Annotated in this window: 17 protein-coding genes and 3 pseudogenes; 9 read left to right on the top strand and 11 right to left on the bottom strand. The window is 71.6% G+C overall.

Annotated features, from left to right (window positions below):
* The first annotated feature begins 429 nt into the window (after positions 1-429).
* The 3 genes and pseudogenes from L2X99_RS04400 (at position 430) to L2X99_RS04390 (ending at position 2,997) form a co-directional block, all read left to right on the top strand.
* On the top strand, positions 430-1,086 hold the full coding sequence (locus L2X99_RS04400) for a DedA family protein (RefSeq protein ID WP_236124907.1): 657 nt from the start codon (positions 430-432) through the stop codon (positions 1,084-1,086).
* 33 nt (positions 1,087-1,119) lie between these two features.
* Positions 1,120-2,150 (top strand): annotated as a pseudogene (locus tag L2X99_RS04395) (App1 family protein).
* Positions 2,147-2,997: pseudogene (locus L2X99_RS04390) on the top strand (3-methyladenine DNA glycosylase). The pseudogenes L2X99_RS04395 and L2X99_RS04390 overlap by 4 nt, the downstream one beginning before the upstream one ends.
* 167 nt (positions 2,998-3,164) lie before the next feature.
* On the opposite strand, the gene L2X99_RS04385 reads toward L2X99_RS04390, so the two are convergent.
* The gene (locus L2X99_RS04385) at positions 3,165-4,310 is read right to left on the bottom strand and encodes a glycoside hydrolase family 3 N-terminal domain-containing protein (protein ID WP_236124908.1); all 1,146 of its coding nucleotides are present in this window, start codon (positions 4,308-4,310) and stop codon (positions 3,165-3,167) included.
* A 133-nt stretch (positions 4,311-4,443) separates the two neighbouring features.
* On the opposite strand from L2X99_RS04385, the gene L2X99_RS04380 reads away from it, so the two are divergent.
* Positions 4,444-6,162, top strand: a complete 1,719-nt coding sequence (locus L2X99_RS04380) for an HNH endonuclease signature motif containing protein (RefSeq protein WP_236124909.1) — start codon at positions 4,444-4,446, stop codon at positions 6,160-6,162.
* Between the two features lie 34 nt (positions 6,163-6,196).
* Here L2X99_RS04380 and L2X99_RS04375 read toward each other — a convergent pair whose 3' ends face one another.
* Positions 6,197-7,267 carry an NAD(P)-binding domain-containing protein gene (locus tag L2X99_RS04375; protein ID WP_236126911.1) on the bottom strand — a complete coding sequence of 357 codons (1,071 nt, stop codon included), beginning with the start codon at positions 7,265-7,267 and terminating at the stop codon, positions 6,197-6,199.
* A 143-nt stretch (positions 7,268-7,410) separates the two neighbouring features.
* Here L2X99_RS04375 and L2X99_RS04370 point away from each other — a divergent pair, with 143 nt between their 5' ends.
* Positions 7,411-8,532, top strand: a complete 1,122-nt coding sequence (locus L2X99_RS04370) for a calcium:proton antiporter (RefSeq protein ID WP_236126912.1) — start codon at positions 7,411-7,413, stop codon at positions 8,530-8,532.
* A 16-nt stretch (positions 8,533-8,548) separates the two neighbouring features.
* On the opposite strand, the gene cydB is transcribed toward L2X99_RS04370, so the two are convergent.
* Together cydB and L2X99_RS04360 are read right to left on the bottom strand one after the other, a co-directional pair.
* Positions 8,549-9,601: a cytochrome d ubiquinol oxidase subunit II gene (cydB, locus tag L2X99_RS04365; protein ID WP_236124910.1), complete on the bottom strand. Its 1,053-nt coding sequence runs from the start codon at positions 9,599-9,601 to the stop codon at positions 8,549-8,551.
* A gap of 17 nt (positions 9,602-9,618) precedes the next feature.
* Positions 9,619-11,203: pseudogene (locus L2X99_RS04360) on the bottom strand (cytochrome ubiquinol oxidase subunit I).
* Between the two features lie 99 nt (positions 11,204-11,302).
* On the opposite strand from L2X99_RS04360, the gene L2X99_RS04355 reads away from it, so the two are divergent.
* Both L2X99_RS04355 and L2X99_RS04350 read left to right on the top strand, forming a co-directional pair.
* Positions 11,303-11,662 (top strand): BlaI/MecI/CopY family transcriptional regulator, encoded by a 360-nt coding sequence (locus tag L2X99_RS04355; protein WP_236126913.1) that lies wholly within the window; start codon positions 11,303-11,305, stop codon positions 11,660-11,662.
* 10 nt (positions 11,663-11,672) lie between these two features.
* Entirely contained in the window at positions 11,673-12,479 is an 807-nt protein-coding gene (locus L2X99_RS04350; RefSeq protein WP_236124912.1) for a M56 family metallopeptidase, read from the top strand.
* On the opposite strand, the gene cydC is transcribed toward L2X99_RS04350, so the two are convergent.
* A complete protein-coding gene (gene cydC, locus L2X99_RS04345) occupies positions 12,432-14,222 on the bottom strand; it encodes a thiol reductant ABC exporter subunit CydC (RefSeq protein WP_268928571.1) in 1,791 nt (596 codons plus the stop codon). The genes L2X99_RS04350 and cydC overlap by 48 nt on opposite strands.
* Positions 14,223-14,275: 53 nt before the next feature.
* Positions 14,276-15,796, bottom strand: coding sequence for an ABC transporter transmembrane domain-containing protein (locus L2X99_RS04340; protein WP_236124914.1), 1,521 nt, complete (start codon positions 15,794-15,796; stop codon positions 14,276-14,278).
* A 78-nt stretch (positions 15,797-15,874) separates the two neighbouring features.
* Here L2X99_RS04340 and L2X99_RS04335 point away from each other — a divergent pair, with 78 nt between their 5' ends.
* Together L2X99_RS04335 and L2X99_RS04330 are read left to right on the top strand one after the other, a co-directional pair.
* Positions 15,875-16,222, top strand: a complete 348-nt coding sequence (locus L2X99_RS04335) for a hypothetical protein (protein WP_236124915.1) — start codon at positions 15,875-15,877, stop codon at positions 16,220-16,222.
* A 143-nt stretch (positions 16,223-16,365) separates the two neighbouring features.
* Positions 16,366-16,689 carry a hypothetical protein gene (locus tag L2X99_RS04330; RefSeq protein WP_236124916.1) on the top strand — a complete coding sequence of 108 codons (324 nt, stop codon included), beginning with the start codon at positions 16,366-16,368 and terminating at the stop codon, positions 16,687-16,689.
* 4 nt (positions 16,690-16,693) lie between these two features.
* On the opposite strand, the gene L2X99_RS04325 is transcribed toward L2X99_RS04330, so the two are convergent.
* From L2X99_RS04325 to L2X99_RS04305, 5 genes are read right to left on the bottom strand one after another with little or no spacing between them, the layout of a single operon-like run.
* Entirely contained in the window at positions 16,694-17,374 is a 681-nt protein-coding gene (locus L2X99_RS04325; RefSeq protein ID WP_236135678.1) for an ABC transporter ATP-binding protein, read from the bottom strand.
* Positions 17,374-18,279 carry an ABC transporter ATP-binding protein gene (locus L2X99_RS04320; protein WP_236124917.1) on the bottom strand — a complete coding sequence of 302 codons (906 nt, stop codon included), beginning with the start codon at positions 18,277-18,279 and terminating at the stop codon, positions 17,374-17,376. The genes L2X99_RS04325 and L2X99_RS04320 overlap by 1 nt, the downstream gene beginning before the upstream one ends.
* Positions 18,280-18,311: 32 nt before the next feature.
* Positions 18,312-20,996 (bottom strand): ABC transporter permease, encoded by a 2,685-nt coding sequence (locus L2X99_RS04315; protein ID WP_236135677.1) that lies wholly within the window; start codon positions 20,994-20,996, stop codon positions 18,312-18,314.
* A complete protein-coding gene (locus tag L2X99_RS04310; RefSeq protein ID WP_236135676.1) occupies positions 20,993-22,483 on the bottom strand; it encodes an FtsX-like permease family protein in 1,491 nt (496 codons plus the stop codon). Before L2X99_RS04310 ends, L2X99_RS04315 begins: the two co-directional genes overlap by 4 nt.
* Positions 22,417-23,361 carry a hypothetical protein gene (locus L2X99_RS04305; protein ID WP_236124921.1) on the bottom strand — a complete coding sequence of 315 codons (945 nt, stop codon included), beginning with the start codon at positions 23,359-23,361 and terminating at the stop codon, positions 22,417-22,419. The genes L2X99_RS04310 and L2X99_RS04305 overlap by 67 nt, the downstream gene beginning before the upstream one ends.
* Positions 23,362-23,401: the final 40 nt, after the last annotated feature.

Below are 23,401 nucleotides of genomic sequence, written 5' to 3'. Positions count from 1 at the left end.
GCCCAGAGCCTGTCTCGGGCGTGGTCGACGGCGATCGCGCGCTCGACGGCGATCCAGGCGGAGCCGTCTCCGGTCTCCGGCGCAGGCGCACCCATCCGGCGCGCGCCGTCCTCGTACGACATCCAGCCGACCCAGCCGCCGCGGAACGGCACCGGGGCCGGTGCTTCGCCATCGAAGCCGATCACTGTGCGGGCGACCGGCTCGGGGTCGGTCTCGGTGTGCCCGAATCCGAGGATGCTCCACCCGACGGGCGCGCCCGGTCCGGCATCCAGCCAGAACGCGGCCTCCGCGCCGTCGTCGAGCCGTGCGAACAGCGATTCCAGGTCGGCGAAGCCCTCGAGTACGCGAGCGGTGAGCGGGTTCGGCGGAGCCACGCTCACAGCGTACGGCTCTTGGCGCGGCGCAAGGTCCAGGCCGTACGCTCGACGGGTGGACCAGTTCCTGACGTGGGTCATCGACGCCGTGCAGTCGATGGATCCCGTGCTGCGGACCTTCATCGCCGGCATCGCGATCATGCTCGAGACGAGCATCCTGATCGGTCTCATCGTGCCCGGCGACACGATCGTCCTGGTCGCCGCCGTCGGCGTGACCGACGTCTGGCAGGGCGTCTTCCTCGTCGTCGCGGTCGTGATCGGCTCCCTGCTCGGCGAGTCGATCGGATTCTGGCTCGGCCACTGGATCGGGCCGCACATCCGGCATTCGCGGCTCGGCCGCTGGATCGGCGAGGATCACTGGATCCGGTCCGAGCGCTACCTGCAGCGCCGAGGGGGCATCGCGATCTTCCTGTCGCGGTTCCTGCCGGTGCTGCACTCGCTGGTGCCGCTGACCGTCGGCATGAGTGAGTACGCCTACCGGCGCTTCATCGCCTGGACGCTGCCCGCGTGCGTGCTCTGGGCGACCGTGTACGTCAGCGTCGGAGCTCTGGTGGCCGGCAGCTACAAGGAGCTCGCGGATCGCGTGCACTACGCGGGCTACCTCTTCGTGGGGGCGATCGTGCTGTTCCTGGTCGTCGTGTTCGTGGTGAAGAAGGTCATCTCGCGCCGTGAGGAGCGTCATATGTCGGATGCGGATGGGCCGAGCGCGTGAGACGTGTCCGGCATCCGTGAAAGACTGGAGGCGATGTCACCCGCCGCCGCGGCCAAGATCCATTGGTTCGCCCGCCTCGAGCACCGCTTCCACGTCTCGCGCGAACGTCGCGCCCGAAGGCGAGGGCGTTCGGCGACCGTCGTCCCGTTCCCCGGATACGGCGGGAAGGGCTGGGTCCGGGTCGTCGGGCGCGTCCTGATCCTTCCTCCGCCCCGCGGAAGGCGGCCGGAGACGGCGCCGGAGTGCGCGGCTGGCGCTCGTTCGTCGGCATCCCGGTGAGCTTCGCCTCGGTGCGGATCGAGATCGGCGGGCGCGCTCACACCGTGGTCGCCGACCGCGGCGGCGTCGTGGACACCGTCGTCGAGGCCGATCTCGAACCGGGCTGGCAGACGCTCACCATGGCCGCCGACGGGCAGGAACCGGTCGAGGCGACGGTGTTCGTCGTCGACGAGGACATCCGCTTCGGCGTCGTCTGCGATGTCGACGACACGGTCATGGTCACCGCGCTCCCCCGCCCGTTCGTCGCGGCGTGGAACTCCTTCGTCGTCGACGAGCACGCCCGCACGCCCGTGCCGGGGATGGCCGTGCTGCTCGAGCAGATCATGCGGGACCACCCCGGCTCTCCGATGATCTACCTCTCCACCGGCGCGTGGAACGTGGCACCGACCCTGCGTCGCTTCCTCTCCCGGCACCTGTTCCCCGAGGGATCCATGCTCCTCACCGACTGGGGACCCACTCACGACCGCTGGTTCCGCAGCGGACGCGAGCACAAGCTCAGCAACCTGCGTCGCCTGGCAGAGGAGTTCCCCGACATCCGCTGGCTGCTGATCGGCGACGACGGCCAGCACGACGAGGCCACCTACGGGCAGTTCCTCGTCGAGCATCCGTCCTCGGTCGCCGGCGTCGCGATCCGTCGCCTGCTGCCGGCCGAGGCGGTGCTGGCCGGCGGCCGCACCGTCGCCGGCGACCACTCCGGCGACGACGTGCCCTGGGTCAGCGCCGTGGACGGCGCCGGCCTGCGGGAGCTGCTCGGCGAGGCGGGCATCGTCGACCCGAGGTCATGAGCAGCCCGCTGTCGCGCGCGGAGTGGATCGATCGCGCCGCCGCGCACGAGTCCCGCGCCGACGCGCTGACCGCCGCGCATCGCGCACGCGCGGCTCGGGGCGAGAAGCATCCCGTCGAGGACTTCCTGTTCACGTACTACTCCTACAAGCCGGCGCAGCTGCGACGGTGGCATCCGGGCGCCGGAGTGGTGCTGGAGGACGCCGTGGAGCGCGTCTCCTGGCGCTGGTACTCCCCGGGCCGCGGGCGGGATCGGCCGTGCCTGATGCCTCTGTGTTCGCCGCCGAGAAGCCGGAGTTCGCCGCGCTGGTCGAACGGATGCTGCGCAGCACCGCGACCCGGCCCGGCCGGTTCGGCTGCTTCGGCCTGCACGAGTGGGCGATGGTCTACCGCGAGCAGGAGCACCGGCATGCTGCGCCGCTGCGTCTCGGCCAGGCCGGCACGGACGCTGTCGTCGAGGTGCACGATCTGCGCTGCACGCACTTCGACGCCTTCCGGTTCTTCACCCCGGATGCCGTGCCGCGCAACGACCTGCCGCTGACGCGTGCCACGCAGCCGGATCTGGAGCAGCCCGGCTGCCTGCACGCGGGCATGGACCTGTACAAGTGGGCGATGAAGCTCGGGCCGCTGCTGCCGGGTGAGCTGGTGCTGGATGCGTTCGAACTGGCGCGCGACATCCGGCGGCTCGACATGGAGGCCGCGCCTTACGACCTGTCGGACTGGGGCGTCGAGCCGGTGCGCATCGAGACTCCTGAGGGCAAGGCGGAGTACGTCCGGCAGCAGCGTGGATTCGCCGACCGCGGCACGCTGCTGCGGCAGCGGATGCTGGAGGCCTGGCTGGGCGGATGAGGCGCGGCGCGGTCGGCGCGGCGCGCGGAGGGCGCGCTCGCACGCGGGACGACCCGTGCGCACCCCACCCGTGCGAGGAGGAAAACGCCGGTGCGCACGAACCCACTCCAACGAAAACCTCCTCGCATCGCACGGCACCCAAAGGTTCGCAGCCAGGTATCCGCGTCTCAACGCGCGGCGATCTGCAGCCGGAGAGCGGCAACGTGCTCTGCGGCATCCCGCAGCCTCGCCGCCGGGAGCCGGCCGTCCTCTACGGCCTGCGCGATGCCCGCGGCGACCCGCGGCGCGGTCTGCGGGTCGGTGCCCGCGACGAGCAGCACCATGTCGTTGCCGGCCGCCAATGCCGTCACGGCGTTCCGCACGGGGTCGCGATAGCCCGGCGCGCCGGAGGACTCCAGCATGCCCAGGTCGTCGGTGATCATCACGCCGTCGAAGCCCAGTTCGTCGCGCGCGATCTCATGCCAGCGCGCCGAGAGGGATGCCGGAGCGGCGTCCACCGCGGTGTACGCGAGGTGGCCGAACATCAGCAGCTCGGCGCCGGCGTCCGCCCCGGCGCGGAAGGGCGGGGCGTCGAGCGTCCGCCACTGCCCCAGGGTCTCGGCCGTGGACGGGATGACGTGGTGCGAGTCGCCCGGTGCCGCGCCGTGCCCGGGGAAGTGCTTCAGCGTGGACAGCACGGCGCCGTGCTCACCCCGGACGGCTGCGGTGACACGCTGTGCGACGGCATCCGGATCGGTGCCGAAGGCGCGCGAGAAGATGAACGACGACGCGTCGCGGGGCACGTCGGCGACGATGCCGAAGTTGACGCCCACGCCGCCGTCGGCGAGCAGCTTCGCGCGAGCGGCGAACGCCTGCTGTGTCTCCTCCGGCGGCCTCGACTTCAACGTCCTCGCGCCGGGCAGATCGTCCCAATGCAGGCGGGTGACGGGGCCACCCTCCTCGTCGACGGCGATCAGCGGTGGAACGGCGGGATCGACGGTCAGCGCGGTCGTCAGCTCCCTCAGCTGCGCAGGGGCGGACGGGACGTTGTCGCCCATCAGGATGAAGCCGCCGAAGCCGCCGGACATGTAGTCGTGCGCTGCCGCCGGATCCGTGCCGGGGATCGTGCCCATGATCACGCTCTGCGCCCGCTGAGTGCTGCTCATCCGGTCGACGAGCGCGGTCGCCGGGTCGATCGGGGTCGGGGTGGGCGACGGCGATGCGGTCCGGGTCTTCGGGGACGCCGTCGGGCTCGGCGTCGGCGCGCTGGGTGCGCAGCCGGCGAGGGCGACCATCGCCAGCACAGCGATGGCGCCGAACAGTGTTCTGCGCATCATTCCAGCGTAATCAGCGAGAGTGGGGATGCGCCGTGAAGCCTCCGATCGATTCGTGCTTCTGTTCCATACTCGGCCCCATCTCTCAGGTTTTTCCGTTCCATTCTTCGTTGTTTTGTTCTACACTGGAGTCATGACAGCGGACGTCTTCCCCGATCTCGAGCAGCGTACGGCGCTGCTGGATGCGTGGGTGCGGACGCGTCGGGGGATCGCCCGGTTGGAGGCGGAGGCGTCGGGTCTGCTGGCGGAGCGGATGCGGGTGTTCGAGGCTGACGGGCGCGCGAACAGTGAGGTCAGTGATGTGGCGTACCGGTCCATGGTGTCCGAGTACGCCGCGGCCGGGCATCTGGCGAAGATGACCACGCAGTCCGCGTTCGCGGATGCCGCGGCGCTGGATGCGGACTTCCCTGCGGTGCGGGAGGCGTTGCGGGAGGGACGGCTCACCCCGGCGCATGTGCGGGAGATCTGCCGGGCCGGCGCGATCGTCCGCGAAGCGGTGATGAACGGGACTGCGGATGCCGACGCGCTGGATGTGTTCGCCGAGGCGGCCGTGAAGATCGCCGAAGCCGACTCCCCCGGCCGGACACGCCCGCAGGTGCAGGCGGTGGCCGCGACGATCGCGCAGGTGACGCTGCGGGAGCGGCATGCGAAAGCCGCAGAGGAGCGCTGCGTGAGCATCCAGCTGCTCGACGACGGACTCGCCCGGCTGGTCGCCGTGCTCCCCGAGTACCTCGCCGTGGCGATCTACGACCGACTCACCCGGATCACCCGCAAGATCGCACAGGAGACCCGCAAAGCCGAGAACGAAGCCACCACGAAGACCGGGGATGCAGAGGCAGACGCCACGGAGGCAGATGCCGGCGCGGGGATTCCAGACGATGTCTGGGCAGACGACGAATCGACCGGTGAAGACGACGAGTGGGCCGGCGGCAATGAAGAGCGGCCCGGCGAAGAGTGGAACGGCGACGAGTGGAACGGTGACGAGGAGTGGGCCGCTGCCGCGTACGCGAAGGCGGATGACCAGGATCTGGCTCCCTGGGACGACGGCTACCACGACGACGTCCCCGATGCGTGGGCCGACCGGGACGCCGAGGACGACCTCGCCGTACAGCTCGACCTCGCCGCATCCGTGCACGCCGGGATCCTCGACCCCGATGTCGCCTGCCCCAACCTCATCCCCGAGTGGATGATCACCGAGGTCCACCACGACCGGGCCCCCTCACCGCCCGGCCCACCACCGACACCACCACACCCCGCACCCAGAGCCGGGAACCGCACCTACGACCAGATCCGCGCCGACATCCTCACCGACCTGCTCCTTTCCGCCGACCCCTCCGACATGCAGGGCACCGGCCTGGACAACATCACCGGACACATCCAGGTCACAATCGCAGCGACCACCCTCACCGGCGCGAACGACCTGCTCGCCGAACTCGACGGACACGGACCCCTGCACCCCGACCTGGCACGGAACATCGCCTCCCGCAACACCGGCTGGACACGCCTGTTCCTGAACCCCACCGGCATGATCACCGAGACCGACACCTACACCCCCACCGAGAGCATGAAGAAGTTCCTCCGCGCCCGCGACGAACACTGCCGATTCCCCGGATGCCGCCTCCCCGCCACCAGCTGCGAAATCGACCACAACCACGACTACGCACTCGGCGGCAGAACCACGATCGACAACCTCACCCACCTCTGCCCCGGACACCACGCCCTCAAACACCCCGACCTGCACGACAAAGACCGCTGGACCGCCCGCCTGCTCGACGACGGAAGCCTGTCCTGGACCAGCCCACTCGGCCGCAACTACACCGACCCACCCACCCGCCGCGTCATGTTCACGTGAACCATTCACGACGGGAGTCGGGCCCGAAGCAGGGTCAGGAACCGGGAACCGCCGCCGGCGTCGCAGCCAGCATGGCCTGCACGCCCAGCGCGGCCCGCCGGCCGGCTCGATTCGCGCCGATCGTGCTCGCGGACGGGCCGTAGCCGACCATCTGCACGCGAGGGTCCACGATGGCCGTCGTTCCCCGCCCTTCCCGGTCGAGCCGGATACCGCCGGCGGCACTGCGCAGATGCAGCGGAGCGAGGTGCGAGACCGCGGGCCGGAATCCTGTCGCCCAGAGGATCGCGTCGACACGCTCGAAGCGCCCGTCGGCCCAGCGCACGCCGTCGGGCTCGATCCGCTCGAACATCGGCAGGCGCCGGTCGTACACCCCGAGACGCTCGGCCTCGCCCTCCTGCTCGCGCAGCATCAGCCCGGTCACGCTCACCACGCTCTGCGGCGCGAGACCCCGCGCGACCCGCTGCTCGACGAGTGCCACGGCCGCGGCGCCCGCCTCAGGCGTGAAGTCGTCCTGCCGCCAGACCGGCTCGCGCCTCGTGGCCCACAGCACCTCGGCGATCGGTGCGAGCGCGCCGAGGAACTGCACCGCGGATGCTCCGCCGCCGACCACGAGGACCCGCTTGCCCGCGAAATGCTCGGGACCCGGATAGTCCACCGTATGCAGCTGTTCGCCCAGGAAGGTCTCCATACCGGGATAGTGCGGCAGGAACGGGTGCGACCACGTGCCCGTCGCGTTCACGAGGGTGCGGGTGCGCCAGCTCCGGTCACCCGCGTGCACGACCAGCGTGCCGTCCTCATCGTCGACGCGATCGACGTGCACCGGACGGACCACCGGCAGGTCGTGCAGCCGCTCGTACTCCGCGAAGTAGGCGGGCACGACCTGATTGGCCCGCGCGGCGCTCAGTGGCGGGGGCGCCGAGCCGGGCAGCTCGGCCACACCGTGCACGTCGTGCATGGAGAGGGCGTCCCAGCGATGCCGCCACGCCCCACCCGGCGCATCGTCGGCGTCGAGCACGAGGTGATCGATGCCGAGACGGCCCAGGTGATACGACGCCGAGAGTCCGGCCTGTCCGGCGCCGATCACGATGCTGTCGAGGGGTTCCACGCCAGGGACAACCGCATTCACGCGCATGATGTTCCCCGAGGGCTCCGATAGAATGGCGGACGGATGGAACACGCCCGCGGGACGACCCACGGGTAGCACTCATGAGCAGGGACGGCCCCGCAGAATCAGGGATCCCACCCGTGATGACTCTCAGAACCGTCCTCACCCGGACCGTCGTCCTCCGCCTCATCCTCGGCTGGGGTGCCTTCATCGCCGCCCTGCTCGCAGGGCCGCTGCTGTCAGAGTCCCTCCCGGGGCCGGTGCTGCTCGCGGTGCTCGCAGCCATCGTGGCGGTGATCATCGTATGCGCCTTCGGCGTGGTGACCGAGGCCGAGCATCTCGCGCACCGCCTGGGCGACCCCTACGGCACCCTGGTGCTGACCCTCTCGATCGTGCTGATCGAGGTGATCCTCATCTCGGCCGTCATGCTCGGCCCCGGCGAGCACGCCACCATCGCTCGGGACTCGGTGATGGCGGTGTCGATGATCATCCTGAACCTCGTCGTCGGCGTCGCGCTGCTCGTCGGCGGCATCCGGCACCACTCACTGCGCGCCAACAGCACCGGCGTCTCCGCCTACCTCTCGCTGCTCGTGGTGCTCCTGATGACGGCGTTCTTCCTCCCCGGCCTGATCGGCGAAGGCGGCGCGTACACCCCGGGGCAGGCGATCCCGATCATCGTGCTCACCCTGCTGCTCTACGGCTTCTTCCTGGCCCGGCAGACCGGTGCGCAGGCGGCGGACTTCATAGAGCCGGGACACGCCGAGGATGTCGCGGCGCCGCGCAGGCCGATCCGCGAGATCCTGCGCGAGCACCGCAGCGAGATCCTCCTCCGCACCGCCGTGCTCGTCGCGACGGTGCTGCCGATCGTGCTGCTCTCGCACGACATGGCGACTCTGCTCGACGACGGCCTCGACCGGCTCGGCGCCCCGGTCGCGCTGTCCGGCATCCTCATCGCCATGATCGTGTTCCTGCCCGAGACGATCACCACCGTCCGCGCCGCGTTCGGCGGCGAGATGCAGCGCGTCACCAACCTCTGCCACGGCGCACTCGTCTCGACCGTCGGCCTGACCATCCCTGCGGTGCTCATCATCGGGCTGCTCACCGGGCAGACCGTGCTGCTGGCCGAGACGCCCGCGAACCTGGTGCTGCTCGCCGCCACGCTGCTGCTCACCGTGGCGACCTTCGCCGGCCGCAGGGTGTCGGCGATCGGCGGCTCTGCGCACCTGATGCTGTTCGCCGTCTACGGTCTCACGGTGTTCGCGTAGCCCCGCGGGGTCCGGATCAGCGTACCGGCCGGGCATCCGCCCGCAGCACCGCCGGCAGCACGATGTGCGCCTCGGGAATCGACCCGGGGCGCACCCGCGCCCGGAAGATCCAGTAGCTCCAGCCCTGGTAGAGCAGGATCACCGGCAGCGCCACGGCGGCGACCACGGTCATCACACCCAGGGTGTAGGGACTGTTCGAGGCGTTCCAGACGGTCAGGTCGAACGCGGCATCCACCGTCGAGGGCAGCACAAGGGGGAACATCCCGGCGAAGACGGCCCCGGCGCCGAAGAGACCGAACGCGGCGTAGCCGGTGAAGGCGAGGCCCTCACGGCGGCCATGGGCCGACACCCCGCCGAACACGGCGCCGACGACCGCCAGCACGATGAAGGTCCAGGCCAGCGCGCTGCCACCGTGCGAGAACTGCACCCACAGCGCCCATGCCGCGGCGGGCACCAGGCAGAGCGGCGCCCACCGCGCGGCGAACCGGCCGGCGCGCTCACGCACCGGGCCGTCGGCTTTGAGACCGAGGAACGTCGCGGAGTGCGCAAGGGCGAAGCCCACGACGGCGAGCCCGCCGAGCACGGCCGGGACAGTCAGCCAGACGAAGGGACCACCGACACGATCGCCGTTGGCGTCGATCGGAAGTCCGGTCGAGGTCAGAGCCAGCGCGGCGCCGATGCAGAACGCCACGATGAGGGAGCCGAGTCCGATCATCCAGGTCCAGACGTCGCGCCAGCGCTGCGTCGCCACCTTGCCGCGGTACTCGATGCCCACCGCGCGCACGATCAGCCCCACCAGGGTGATGGTGAGCGGCACGTACAGCGCCGAGAACAGCGACGCGTACCAGGCCGGGAATGCCGCGAACAGCGCCGCCCCTGCGGTGATCAGCCACACCTCGTTCCCATCCCACACCGGGCCGATGGTGTTCAGCATCACCCGGCGATCGCGCTCACTGCGCGTGGAGAAGATCATGTGCATCCCCACGCCGAGGTCGAACCCCTCCAGCAGCAGATAGCCGATCCAGAGCACCGCGATCACTGTGAACCAGACGACGGGCAGCGGTTCCATGTCATTCCTCCCAGATCTCAGTACGCGAAGGACAGAACGTCGTCGGGCGCCCGGTCACCGGAGTCGCCGTCGCCGTCTTCTGGGCGGTGGGTGAGCTCGGGCATGGACGCCGCGACACCGCCGCGGATGTACTTCACCATCAGGAACAGCTCGATCACGAGCATCACCCCGTACACCGCGGTGAGGGTGATGACCGAGAACAGCAGCTCCCCCGCGGTGACTCCCGGCGACACCGCGGCCGCGGTGAACATGAACACGCCGTCGACGCCGGTGGCATCCGGGTTCGGGGCGACGACGAACGGCTGCCGGCCCAGCTCGGTGAAGATCCATCCGGCGATGTTGGCGGCGAACGGTGCGACGATGCCGAGCAGCGCGAGCCGCATGATCCACTTCGATCGCAGCACGGTGCCCTTCCTGGTCAGCCACAGGGCGATCACGCCGCCGGCCGCGACGATGCCGCCCAGGCCGATCATCAGCCGGAAGCCCCAGTAGGTCACCCACATCACCGGTACGTAGTGCACCTCGCTGCCGGCACGGTCGCCGTAGAGCGCGTCGTCCGGGATGGTGGCGCCGTACTGGTCGACGTACGTGGGTTCCAGATCGCGGATGCCGGGCATGTCGGCGCCCCACTCACCGGTGCCGAGGAATCCGAGCGCTCCGGGCACTTCGATGAGCGTGATGACGTCGGAGCAGTCGCTCGAGCCGGGATCGCCCAGCGAGAGCACCGAGAACGAGGAGCCGGTGTGGCAGGCCGCCTCCGGCGGCGGCCATCTTCATCGGCTGCTGCTCGTACATGAGCTTGCCCTGTACGTCACCGGAGACGACCGTGCCCAGGAATCCGGCGATCGCGATCACGGCGCCGAGCCGCAGCGACCAGAGCCAGACGCCGTGGTCGACCCTGTCGCGTCCGGGCGCGGCATCCGTCTCGCCGACGACGACGTGGCCGGTCTCGTCGACGGTGTCGATGCCGTCGTGCCGGCGGCGCCACAGGTGGTACCACGAGATGCCGAGCAGGAACATCCCGGCGACGACCAGCGCACCGAGGATCGTGTGCGTGTACGCCGCCAGCGCGGTGCTGTTGGTGAGCACCGCCCAGATGTCGGTCATCATCGGACGTCCGTCCTCGCCCAGCGTCACGCCGACCGGGTGCTGCATCCACGAGTTCGCCACGATGATGAAGTAGGCCGAGATCCAGGATCCGATCACCGCGCACCACAGCGCGGCGAGGTGCAGACCCTTGCGCAGCCGGCCCCACCCGAAGATCCAGATGCCGAGGAAGGTCGACTCGACGAAGAACGCCAGCAGGCCCTCCATCGCCAGGGGCGCGCCGAAGACATCGCCCACGAAGCGGGAGTACTCGCTCCACGCCATCCCGAACTGGAACTCCTGCACCAGACCCGTCGCGACGCCCACGATGAAGTTGATCAGGTAGACCTTGCCCCAGAACTTCGTCATGCGCAGGAACTTCTCGTCGCCCGTGCGCACCCAGCGCGTCTGCATGATGGCGACCATCATCCCGAGGCCCAGGGTCAGCGGCACCATCAGGAAGTGGTACACGGTCGTGATGCCGAACTGCCATCGGGCGATGTCGAGCACGTCCACGCGGATCTCCTTCTACGTTTTGTAGAACTCTTTCTACTGAGCATAGAACAATTTCGACTCGGGGTAGAATGAAGCACACCCGAAAGACGGAGGATGGCCATGGGAACGCTCGGAGAACTCGAACGCGCCGTCATGGATGCGATCTGGGATTCCGCCGCCGACTCCGTGACGGCCTACGACGTGCAGGACATCCTGCAGACCCAGGGGCGCTCGCTCGCCGCAACCACGCTGCTGACCGTGCTGTCCCGGCTCGAGAAGAAGGGGTTCGTGGTCTCGGACCGCTCGGCCCGCCCGCACCGGTACCGGGCGGTGGCCTCGCGCGCCGAGCACACCGCCGAGCTGATGCACGAGGTGCTCGTCGGAGCCGGCGACCGCTCCGCCGTGCTGGCCCGATTCGTCGGCGGCGTCTCGGACGAGGACGCCGCAGTACTGCGGCGCCTGCTCGACGGCGGCGCCTGAGGCCCGCCCCATGCCGCTGATCGCAGATCCGTCGCTCGCCGGGGCGGTCGTGATCCCGCACGCCGCGATCGTCGGCGCAGCGATCGCCCTCGGCCTGCTCGCGCTCGCCCTCGCCTGGCCGGTTCCGGTCGCGCTGTCACGCTCCTCCTGGCCCACGCGGATGCCGGTGATCGCCCTGCTGCTGTGGCAGGCGATCGGCCTCGCCGGAGGCCTCTCGATGATCGGGGCGCTGGGCCTCGCCGGATTCGCCGTCGCCCCGCAGCACCCCCGGTACGTGCTGCTCCCCGCGATCGCCTTCACGGTCTATCTGCTCACGCACCTGGCGATCACGATCGTGCAGGTCACCCGGCAGCGCCGGCACCACCTCGCGCTGCTCGAACTGCTGGCCTCGCCGCATCCGACCAGGGCGCGCACCCAGGTGATCGACGACGCCGTGCCGGTGGCGTACTGCCTGCCGCGCGGCGCGGGCTCGGTGACGGTGCTCTCGCAGGGGCTGCTCGACCGGCTGGATCCCGATGAGCTGGTCGCGGTCATCGCGCACGAGCGCGCACATGTCGAGCAGCGGCACGACCTGCTGCTGCTCGCCTTCCGCGCCTGGCGCTCCGCGCTGCCCTGGTTCCCCGTCGCCGGCCGCGCGGAGGCCGATGTCGCCGCACTCGTGGAGATGCTCGCCGATGACCACGCTCGCCGGGAGGTGCGCGATGAAGTGCTCGCGCGCGCGATCCTCGCGGTCGGCGCGGACGGCGTGCCGGGCGCCGAGCGGGCGGTGTCAGGCCCGACCCGCGTGAGCGACCGCTTCCGCCGTCTCGCGGCCTGACCCTCCTGCCGCCCCGAGCCGCAGGATCCCGTCCCCGTCACGGCGGTCGTCCGCGCGGTGCGAGACCAGCACCACGATGCGATCCTCGGTCGCGGATCTGACGTCGGCCATCATCGCGGCGGCCGTCGGCGTATCCAGATGGGCGGTGGGTTCGTCGAGCAGGATGACGTCTGCGCGCGTGAGCAGTGCGCGGGCGACCGCGAGACGCTGACGCTCGCCGCCGGACAGTGCGGAGCCGCCGGGGCCCACCCGAGCGTCGAGGCCGAGCCGCTGCACGAGTGACTGCAGCCCCGCCATCCGCAGTGCCGCGACCATGGTCTCGTCGTCCGGCGCGTCGCCGTGCGCCCGAGCGAGCAGCAGATTGCCGCGGATGGTGGAGTCGAACACGTAGGCGTCCTGAGGACACCAGGCGACCAGGTCGCGCCAGGCACGCTCGGACAGGCCGGTGATCGGAACGCGGTTCGCGCGGATCGTGCCGCTCTGCACAGGGAGGGCGCCCATGATCGCCGAGAGCAGTGTGGACTTGCCCGAGCCCGAAGGCCCGTCGATCACCAGCCAGTGGCCGTGGCGGATACGGGCGCTCGCGTCATCGACGGCCGGCTCCGTGGAGCCGGGGTAGCGGATGCCGACGCGATCCAGCTCCAGCTCGGAGACCGGCGCCTCCAGCCGCCCGCCGCCCCAGGCTACCTCCGGCGCCGGCTCCAGCACCGGAGCGAGGCGCGTCAGCAGAGCGCTCAGTGCCGGCATCCGTCCGACCGCACCGACGAAGGCGACCAGCGGCTCTGCCAGCGCGAGCGCCACCAGCGCGATCACCGAAGCGCGCTCGGCGGGCAGGTCCGGCGAGAGCAGCGGCACGAGGACGGCGAGCAGCGTGACACCCGCGGTGACGACCGCGGCGCCGAGACCAGCCGACCACGCCGCACGGCGCTCTGCAGAGGCGAGTTCTCCCGCGCTCCGGTCGAGTATCCGCAGCGCCGTCGGCACGGCACCGTTGCTGCGCAGGTCGTCTGCCGCCGCGGCGAGGGCGGCCGTCGCGCGCACGATCTCGGAGCGCGCCGCGACTCGTGCGGCACCGGCGCGCCGCTCGGAGACCACGGCCAGAAGCGAGGCGACCAGCACGGCGAGCACGAGCACCGCCGCCACCGTGACGGTGAGGCCGGGCGCGACGAGGCCCGTGGTCACCACGGCCGCCAGCAGGACGAGCGCGCCGGTGCCGAGCGGCGGCAGCACGCGCGGCAGCTGATCGCGCAGGTCGCCGGACAGGGTCACGAGGTAGTCCAGCGGCGCGCCGCCGGAGAGCAGCCGGCGCGCTCCCGCACCGCGGGCGGCTATCGCACCCCACATCCTCAGCCGCAGGTCGTCGATCACGCGCAGGGTCGCGCGGTGCGAGACGAGGCGCTCGGCATACCGGCTCACGGCTCGCCCGATGCCGAACGCCCGCACGCCGACGATCGCGACCAGGAGGTACATGATGTACTCCTCGACACTGGCCCTCACGATCAGCCAGCCCGACAGCGCCGTCAGGGCGATCCCGAAGCTCGCCGTCAGCGCGGCGAGCAGGATCGATCCGGCCCACACCCAGCGGTGCGACCGCAGCAGGGAGCGCAGCGTGAGTCCGAGCGGCGCTGACGCGTCCTGTCGAGGCGCCGGCTCCGGAACCGAGACACCGGATGCCGCCGCCGCGACGCCTTCGCCCTCGGGAGCGTTCCCGCGTGCCGGCGCGGGAACCGCACCGTCGAGCACGATCCGCCATTCGGCCAGAGCGAGCGTCTCCGGCTCGTGCGTGGCCAGGACGACTACGCAGCGACGCGCACGGCGCAGCACGGCGGCCCGTACGAGATCGGCGGCGCGACGGTCGAGGTGAGCGGTGGGCTCGTCGAGCAGGAGCAGTCGTGCACCGTCGTCCACCCGGGCCAGGGCGCGCGCCACGGCCAGTCGGCGCTGCTCCCCGGGCTCAGCTCGGCGGTGAACGCATCCGTGAGCGAGGCGAGCCCGACCTCCTCCAGCGCGGCGGAGCCCGCCTCGAGCAGCGCGAGCTCGGCACGGGGCGTGTCCGCGAAGAACTGCGGCGCCTGCGGCGCCCAGGCGACGCCGTCGGCGCGCACTCCGGTGATCGAACCGGCGACCGCGGCATCCGCCGGAAGGGTGCCGGCGAGGGCTGCCAGCAGCGTCGATTTGCCCGCCCCACTGGGCCCGGTCACTGCGGTGATGCCGGCGAGGGTGGCTGAGAGGCTGTGGAGCACGGCGTCCGGACGGCCGGCGTATCGGACGGTGACGTCGCTCAGCTGCACCGGCCCCGGCTCCGCGCACCGCAGATCGTGCCGCGAGGGGCGGGCGAGCAGCTCTTCCGCCCGCCCCAGTGCGGAGAGGCCGTCCTGCGAGGCGTGGAACGCAGCGCCCATCTCGCGCAGCGCGAGGAAGCACTCCGGGGCGAGGATCAGGGCGATCAGTGCGGGTTCGAGCTCCATCGTGCCGTTCAGCAGGCGGATGCCGAGGAGCACGGCGACCACGGCCACCGACAGCGTGGCGATCAGCTCCAGCGCGAGGGCGGAGAGGAACGCCCAGCGCAGCGTCTCCTCGGTCCTCTGGCGGTACCGGCGCTGCACGACGTCGAGGGCGCGGGTCTGCTCACGCACCCTGCCGAGGCCGACGATCACCGGCAGGCCGCGGGCCAGCTCGGCGAGATGGTCGGCGAGACGGGTGAGCGCGGTGAGCGCGGCATCCGTCCGCTGCTGGGTGTGCTTGCCGATCAGCACCATGAACAGCGGCACCAGCGGCAGCGTCAGCACGACGACCAGCGCGCTCACCCAGTCGGCGCCGAGTATCCGAAGGCCGACGATGATCGGCACCACCGCGGCCGAGATCATCGCGGGGATGGACTGCACGTAGTAGTCATCGACCGCATCCAGCCCGTCGGCGGCGAGCACGGCAGTGCCTCCGCCGGACTCCCCGCCTTCCGCCAGGCGCCGCCACAGACGAGAGCGCAGATCGAGCTTGACGCCGGTTGCGATGCGACGGGCGAGCACGGCGGTCGCCCATTCGCCGCCGACGCGGAGCACGACGCCCAGCGCGCCGAGGAGGACGACGGTGCGACTCGTGCGCTCGTCGAGACCTCCACCGGCGAGGGCGGCGATGCCACGGGCCACGGCCTCGGCGATCAGCACGAGGCCCAGCGCCCGCAGCGCCGCGAGCAGGCCGAGGCCGTACAGGGCGCCGCGCGGGGCGGAATCCAGGTCGGGGCGGGGCGCGGGCGCGGCGGAAGCCGCGCGCCGGGCTTCGCTCACCCAGGGATCGTTCACGGCCGGCAGTCGACTCACCCCATAATTCTACGCTCTGTAGAATTTGCGTCAGCACGGGGCGTGGACGATGGTTCGCCACGGTGCGAGGATCGGACCATGGCCGATGAGCACGCTGCCGAGCCTCCGGTGCGCAGTAGGCTCTCGCGCATGGGCGATGACGAAGTGCTGCTGTGCTGCCTGCTCTGGGCCGTGGACGGGCAGCGCTCGGCGCTGACCGCCTACGAGGATGCGGTGCTCGCCCTCATCCCCGAGCACGGCGGCGAGGTCGTGCAGCGCGCCTCGAGGGACGGCTCGGGAGAGCATCCTGACGAGGTTCAGCTGTGCCGGTTCCCCTCGCAGTCCGCGCTGGACTCGTACCTGGCCGATCCCCGCCGGACCGCGCTCGCCACCCAGCGGGACGTCGCGATCGCGCGCACGGAACTGTTCCCGGTGCGGTTCCGCTGATCCGCTTCCGCGCGTAGCGTGGCCGCCATGGCAATCGTGCGCATGGACAACGTGGGGATCGTCGTGGACTATCGGGGTCTCGTGCGGCTGTGCTACTTCCGCGGCCCCGGAGGCACTGTCATCGGTCTCGCCGAGGACGCCTCTTGACCGCGCGACGCGCCGTGAACGGCGCCGCCGGCTTCTGGGCGGCGTTCGCGGGCGGGGTCTTCGGCGCGAACAGCGTGCCGCACCTGGTGACGGCGGCCAGACGCGGGCGCCTGCTCACGCCGTACGGCGGCCAGGATTCCGGCCCGGTGGCGAACCTCGCATGGGGAGCGACCAACCTCACCGCCGCCGCGCTGCTGACGGCCCGAGCCCTGAGGGCAGGCGGCGCGAGGCGAGCTGCGCTTCCCCTCCTCCTCGGCGCCGCCGCTTTCGGAGGCTGGGCGCTGCTCTACGAGAAGGTGCTCTCGAAGCGGGACAGCTGAGCGATCAGCCCTCGCGGTGACGCAGCACACCGTCATGAAGCTCGAGCACGCGATCCGCGCGGGCGATCATCGCCGGGTCGTGGGTCGCGACGATCGCCGCCGTGCCGCGGCGGTGCACAAGGCCGGCGATGAGGTCCATGATCTGCGCGCCCGTCTCGCTGTCCAGCTGCGCGGTCGGCTCGTCCGCGAGCAGGATGCCTGGTGCCATCACCAGCGCCCTGGCGATGCCGACGCGCTGCTGCTGCCCGCCGGACAGCTCCCCCGGCCGCTGGCGCGCGTGGTCCTCGAGGCCGACGTCGCGCAGTGCCTCCGCCACTCGCCGGTCCCGCTCGGCGGGATCCGTGCGACGGACGCGCAGCGGCACCTCCACGTTCTCCGCGGCGGAGAGCACCGGTATCAGGCCCGAGGTCTGGAAGATCGATGCGATGCGCGCACCGCGCAGCGCGGCGACGTCGGTGCCGGGATCGGCGAGATCGGCGCCGTCCACGAGCACCCGCCCCGAGGTCGGCGTGTCCAGGCCGCCGAGCATCGTCAGCAGAGTGGTCTTGCCGGCCCCCGAGCGCCCGGCGACGACCACAAGCTCCCCCGCCGCGATGGACAGATCGGCCTCGCGCACCGCCGTCACATCGCCGCCCGGGCTCGGGAACACCCGAGACAGCGATTCGGCCTGCAGCACGGTGCTCATCACGCGTCCTCCCCCTGGTCGTCAGGCACCGGATCGTCCTGACCTGGTGCCACTCGAACATGATCGGGTTCGAGGGTGAGCTTCACCCGCTCGCGCAGATCCAGCGCCGCGACGAAGTCCACCGGCAGCTGCATCCGTCCGGCGCGGTCCAGCACCGCGTACTCCTGCGCGGTGCGCACCGAGCGCCCAGCCTCGTCGGTCCCGCTGCGGCGCAGCGTCTCGGTCGACGTGCGGCCGTCACGGATCCGCACCGTGCGCTCCACGTGCTCGGTCACCGCGACGTCGTGCGTCACGATGAGGGTGGTCACGCCGCGCTCCCGGTTCACCGCCTCCATCGCGCCGAGCACCTCGGCACTGGTCACCTCGTCGAGCTCGCCGGTGGGCTCATCCGCCAGCAGCACGCGCGGCCTGTTCGCCAGCGCGACGGCGATCGCCACCCGCTGCCGCTGCCCGCCGGACATGTCCGCCGGGCGCTTGTCGGCGACCTCGGCGGCTCCGAGCTGTTCGAGCAGCTCGTCGCCGGTCCCCGCGCGCTCCGCGCGCGGCACCACACCGGCGACCTCGTGCACCATCGCGATGTTCTCGCGCGCCGACAGGTAGGGCAGCAGGTTGCGGGCGGACTGCTGCCAGACGAACCCGACGCTGCGCCTGCGGTACTCCAGCCGTTCCGCACCCCTCATCGTCACCAGGTCGTGCCCGGCGACGCGGGCCGCCCCGGCGGTCGGCCGGTCGAGCCCGGCGAGGATTCCCAGCAGTGTGCTCTTGCCGGAGCCGGAGGCGCCGACGAGAGCGACCATCTCCCCCGCCGACATCCGCAGCTCCAGACCCTGCAGCGCCTGCACCTCGACGCCCTGCGCGGTGAAGATCCGCACGAGGCCCTCGCACACGATCGCTCCGTCGGCCATGTCCCGCTTCCTCTCCTGCTCTCCGTCGATCATCAGTCCTGCTCGTCGTCCGCGCGGATCACGGCCGCTGCGCCGATCCGAGAGGCCAGCGCCGTCGCGACGACGACGGCGACCGCGGCGAGCACGACGTAGCCGGCCACCGCGAGCACCAGCCATGCTCCGCCCAGCTGCACCGGAGGCTGCACCGAACCGCCGACGAAGCCACGCAGATCCAGCTGAGGGATCACCAGCCACGCCATCGCCACTCCGGCGCCCACTCCGAACGGCACGGCCAGCAGCAGCGCTGGAGCCACCTCCCATGCCACCAGCCCACCGGCACCTCGTCGGCGCGTTCCGAGCGTGCGCAGTATCGCCAGCATCCGCGCCCTGGTCGGCGCCCCCAGCAGCAGCATCGCGATGACGGCCACCGCCAGGAGCACCGCGACCACGGCGCTCGCCGCCAGCAGCGATCCCTGCACGACGACATACCCGGGGTCCGCCGCTCTGGCGGCGCCCACCTGCGCCGGCGTCTCGAAGGCCGCCTGTTCGCCGATCGTCCCGACGGCGGCTGCACCGACCTGTTCCGGGTCGGCGCCCGGGTCCGTGGCCAGATAGAGCTGCGTGACGCCGCTGGTCCGCTGATCGAGGTCGGCCGCGTTCGCGTCGTCGACGATCACCCACTGCTCCGCTGTTCCGAACGGGACCTCGGAAGCAGCAACCCCGACCACTCTGACGCGAGTGCCCGAGACCTCGAACTCCGCGCCTGCCGGATCGTCCAGGGCGAGCAGTCCCTGCAGCTTCTCGGAGATCACCACGGGCACGGCGTCACCGGCGGGCTCGGTGAGAGCGGCTGGGAGCGGAATGGCGGCTTCCCGATCCCGCTGCACGGCCACGAACGCGTCCCTGTCCAGCGCGTACACGCGAGTCTGCGCCGTCCTGCTCTTCGTGGATGCCTCCACACTCGACCCGCCGTTCACGCCGGCCGTCGCGGCCACGCCATCGAGTGCGTCGACTCGGCTGGCGCCGTCCGCGGTGATGTACGTGCCCGCGATGCGGACGTCGGCTCCCACCTCGCTCTCCGCGGAGCGCACGATCCCGCTCGAGACCGTCGCGGCGAAGGCGACGGCGAACACGGCCACCCCCAGCCCGACGACGACGGCGAACACCGGCGCGGCGCGCACCACCGTGTCGCGCCTGGCCCGAGCGGGGCCGAGGAGGCCGGTCAACGACGGCCTTCGGCGCCCGTCGTTCTCGGCGATCGTCAGCAGCACCGGCAGCAGGCGCAGCGCCAGGATGCTGCCGCAGGCGCCGAGCAGCACGAGAAGCGCGAGCAGCAGCGGGTCGGCGCCTTCGGCACTGCCACGCGCGAGGATGAGACCGGCCAGCACGGCCGTCAGCACGAGGATCAGGAGCTCTCCGCCGAGACGCACGATTCCGCTCCGATCTGCGGCGCCGAGATCGCGACGTCCGCTGCGCCCGATGTCGGCGAGGGTGCTCCGCGGCAGAGCGATCACCGGTACCGCGGCGAGGACCATGGGCACCAGCACCGTCCATGCCCCGGTCCAGCCTGGTCGCAGGGCTGCCGCGCCGGCGCCGATCACCGCGCCGAGCAGCCCGAGGACGGCGCCCTCAACGCCGAGCAGGGCGATGAGGCGCCCGGTGGATGCCCCGCGAGCCCGCAGCACTCTGACCGGACCGACCCTGCGGACCGAGATCAGGCGGCTGACGAGGCCGAGCACGACCAGGGCGACCACGATGGGACCGACGACGGCGACCGCGACGACCGGCGTCATGGCGTCGGCGCGCACCATCCCGGCGTCGAGAGCCTGCGGCAGCGCGGAACGGAACGGCAGACCCCGGCTGTAGAACGTGTCGTCGTACATCGGGATGGCCACCGGATCGGCGGCGAGCAGGCGCAGCTGCGCGGCGGTCTGCTCGGCCGTCGCGGCATCGACCGAGTCCGTGGCGAACGGCATCCACGACGTGATCTTGATGTCGCGCACGCGATCGGTGAGCTTCGCGGCCTCATCCACGTGCATGAACGCCGAGACGACGAGGATGCGGTCGCCGTCCGCGGTCCGCTCGATGAGCGGGTCGACTGATCCTCCGATGAAGACCCAGTCACCGTCGTCGCGTCCGGAGGGCGTCACGATGCCGGTGAGAGTGACCTCGAGATCATCCCAGCGCCGTACAGCGCCGACCTTCCATTCGAGCTGCTCGGCGACGGTGTCCGTCAGGGCGATCTCTATTCCACCGAGCGGGTCCGTGAGGTCGGGCAGCCTCCCCTCGACGAGCTCGGATCGCGCCACGAGTCCCGGGTCGGAGACGAGCGCGACCTTGTTCTTCGGCACCGGCGCCGTACGGCGCTTGTCCGTGTCGACGGTGGCGACCGCGTCGACGGCGACGGTGAGACGCGGCGTGGCCAGCATCCCCCGGAGCGGCTCCGGCTGCTCGCGGCGGCTGCTCTCGAGGGCGGTCAGCGCCGCACCCCAGACTCCGCCGCCGGCATCGGCGGATCCTCCGAACGCGGGCAGCCCCGGCATCGTCGCGGATGGCCACCGCACCAGCGCGGGGGTGGAATCCACGGCGCGCTGCACCGTGGCGGTCCGACCGTCCGCGAGGAGGGCCGGGGCGGCGACGCCGAGGTAGGACAGCACCGCGATCACCACGACGATGAAGATCGACAGCGTCGGCGTCGTGAGCGCACCCCGGACCGAGACCGGGAGCCGGGCGCTCATGCGCTCACCCCCAGCAGCACGGGCAGCACCGCCGAGGCCACCGCGACGCCCAGCGCGGCGCCGGCGATGAGGGCGTAGGCAGCCACGCCGGACGTCTCACCGACGCGCAGGACGCGCTGCTGCGATCGGCGGAGCCCGAGCGCCCGGAGCACGAGAGGTTCCTCGCGTCGCGTGCGGGCCAGCGCGGACGACGCTGCGAAGAAGCCGGAGACGCCGAGCACCGCGGCGATCAGAGCGCCCGCGGTGAGAACGGTGACGGCGACCGACGTGACCGGCGCCGCGCTCACCTGGGCATCGGTGACGATGCGCACCGGATGCGTCGCCTGGGTGCGCAGCTGCGCCGCCGTCGCGGCAGGGTCGGCGCTGTTGAGCCAGAGCTCGTCCGGGGCGAGCACGATGCCGGCGGCACGCAGCCTCTGCGGGTCGGCGGCGACGCCCCACTCCGTCCCCACGCCGGGCAGTGCATCCACGATGCGGGCGACCTCGAGCGGGATCGGCCGTGCCGCGAAGCGCACCTGTGCGGTGAACACCGTGCCCACCTGGGCCCCGAGGCGGTCCGCAAGGCTCCGAGTGATCTCGGCGCCGACGACATTCGCGGATCCGCTCTCGATGGGTGCGGTGAGCCCCAGCGCCTCCGGCGGACCGGCGATCAGGTCGACGGTGTCTGCGCCGATGGCCAGCGGTGTGCGCAGGATCTCGGCGGCAGAGGTCACGCCGACCACCTTCGCGGCATCGGCCGCGCTCACGTCCAGCCCCTCATCGGCGATCATCCGGACATCGCCGCCGAGCGCGGCGAGGCGGGTGCGCTGCGCAGCCGCATCGGCTGCCACCGGCGCGGCGATCGCGAGGGCGACCGAGGCGGCCGCGAGGGCGAGGCACAGGACGGCGACGGCCGTGCCACCGATCCGGCGTGCGATCTGGCGCAGGGGCAGGATCGGCGCTATCCCCCGGGTACGGCGCAGCAGTCGTTCCGCGAGTGCGGCGAGCGGTACCGCGAGCACCGGGACCAGCGTGGATGCGGCGATGATCATCAGCGCGGGTGCCGCCGCCGCGAGAGCGTCCGGCGTGCCGTCGGCGCGGATGATGGATCCGGTGGCGAGCAGCTGCCAGCCGGACAATGCCGCAAGAGCCAGTGCGATCAGCGCCGGCACGAGCAGAGCAGGCAGCGTGCGCATCCCCGCGTCGCTGCGTGCGGCCCCCGGCCGCGACTGCGCCCGGCTGCGCGCGACCCGCGACGTCAGGAACGCGGCGACGACGGCGGGGAAGACGACCGCGCCGCCGGCGACCAGCAGCGCGTTCGCCCCGATCCCCACCGACGGAGCGAGTCCCGCCAGCGCGAGCAGCGCGCCGATCAGGGCGCAGAGCGCCGCCTCGGACGCTGCGCCGAGGAACAGCCTGCGCGTGGATGCCCCTCGCGCGCTCAGCAGCAGCTGCTCCTCCCCGCGGGCGGTGGAGAGTGTGGCCAGCACGATGGCGAGCACGAGCATGCCGAGCAGCGCGATGGAGAGCTGCGGAGCGACCAGCAGCCCACGGGTGCCTGCGATGGCGACCGCCTGCCGCTGCAGGGTGGCGCCGAGGCTCCCCCGACGTCCATGGCGTGATCGTGCTCCGGGTCGACGGCGTCCGGCACGCCACGCAGCGCTCTGACGCCGGACTGCAGGGCGGCGAGATCGGCGAGCCCGACGCCGGCGGGTGCGACCTCCCATGTGACGACCGGCGGGTCCGGCAGATCGTCCAGCGCTCCCGCGGCGATGACTGCAGGGCCTGTCGCTCCGTCGCTCTCACCCGAGACGACGGACGGATCGCCCTGCCAGGCTGCGTCGGCCGGGTCGTCGGGCGTCCAGATGCCCACGACGGTGAGCGCGATCCCGTCCTCGTCGGGTGTCAGCGGATCGAACATCGTGACCTTGGAGCCGATCGCGAGTCCCTGGCGGTCGGCAGCGGCGCCGGCGAGGGCGATCTGCGTGTCGGAAGCCGGCCACGTCCCCTCCTCGAGGGTCGCGAGGTCCGGGGCCCGCTCATCATCCAGCAGCCCGAGGCGGAAGGTCTGTCCCGCGTCCGTGGTCACCGGCATCGTGGCCGCGACCCGACGGGAGACCACGACATCCGCGCCGGAGAACGCCGAGGAGATGGCGTCGCGCACCGCGGCATCCTGCGCCTCCGCGTCCTCTGCCTGATCGGCGACGACGCGGACGCTGCGGGCGTCGGGCTCGGCGTCCGCGAGCATCTGTGCCGCGCCCTCCGAGATCATCCGGTCGGCGAGGGCGTCCAGACCACCGAGAGCGGCGACGAGCAGCGCCACGAGAAGGGCGATCAGGGCCAGTCGGCCGACGTGTTCACCGGCCCGCCTCACTGCAAACGCCATCGCTCCTCATTCGTGCACGCAACGCAGAACATCCTGGCCC

Source organism: Microbacterium sp. KUDC0406 (assembly GCF_021582875.1).
In the GTDB taxonomy this organism is placed as follows: Bacteria; Actinomycetota; Actinomycetes; order Actinomycetales; family Microbacteriaceae; genus Microbacterium.
This window is presented reverse-complemented; position numbering and strand designations above follow the sequence as displayed.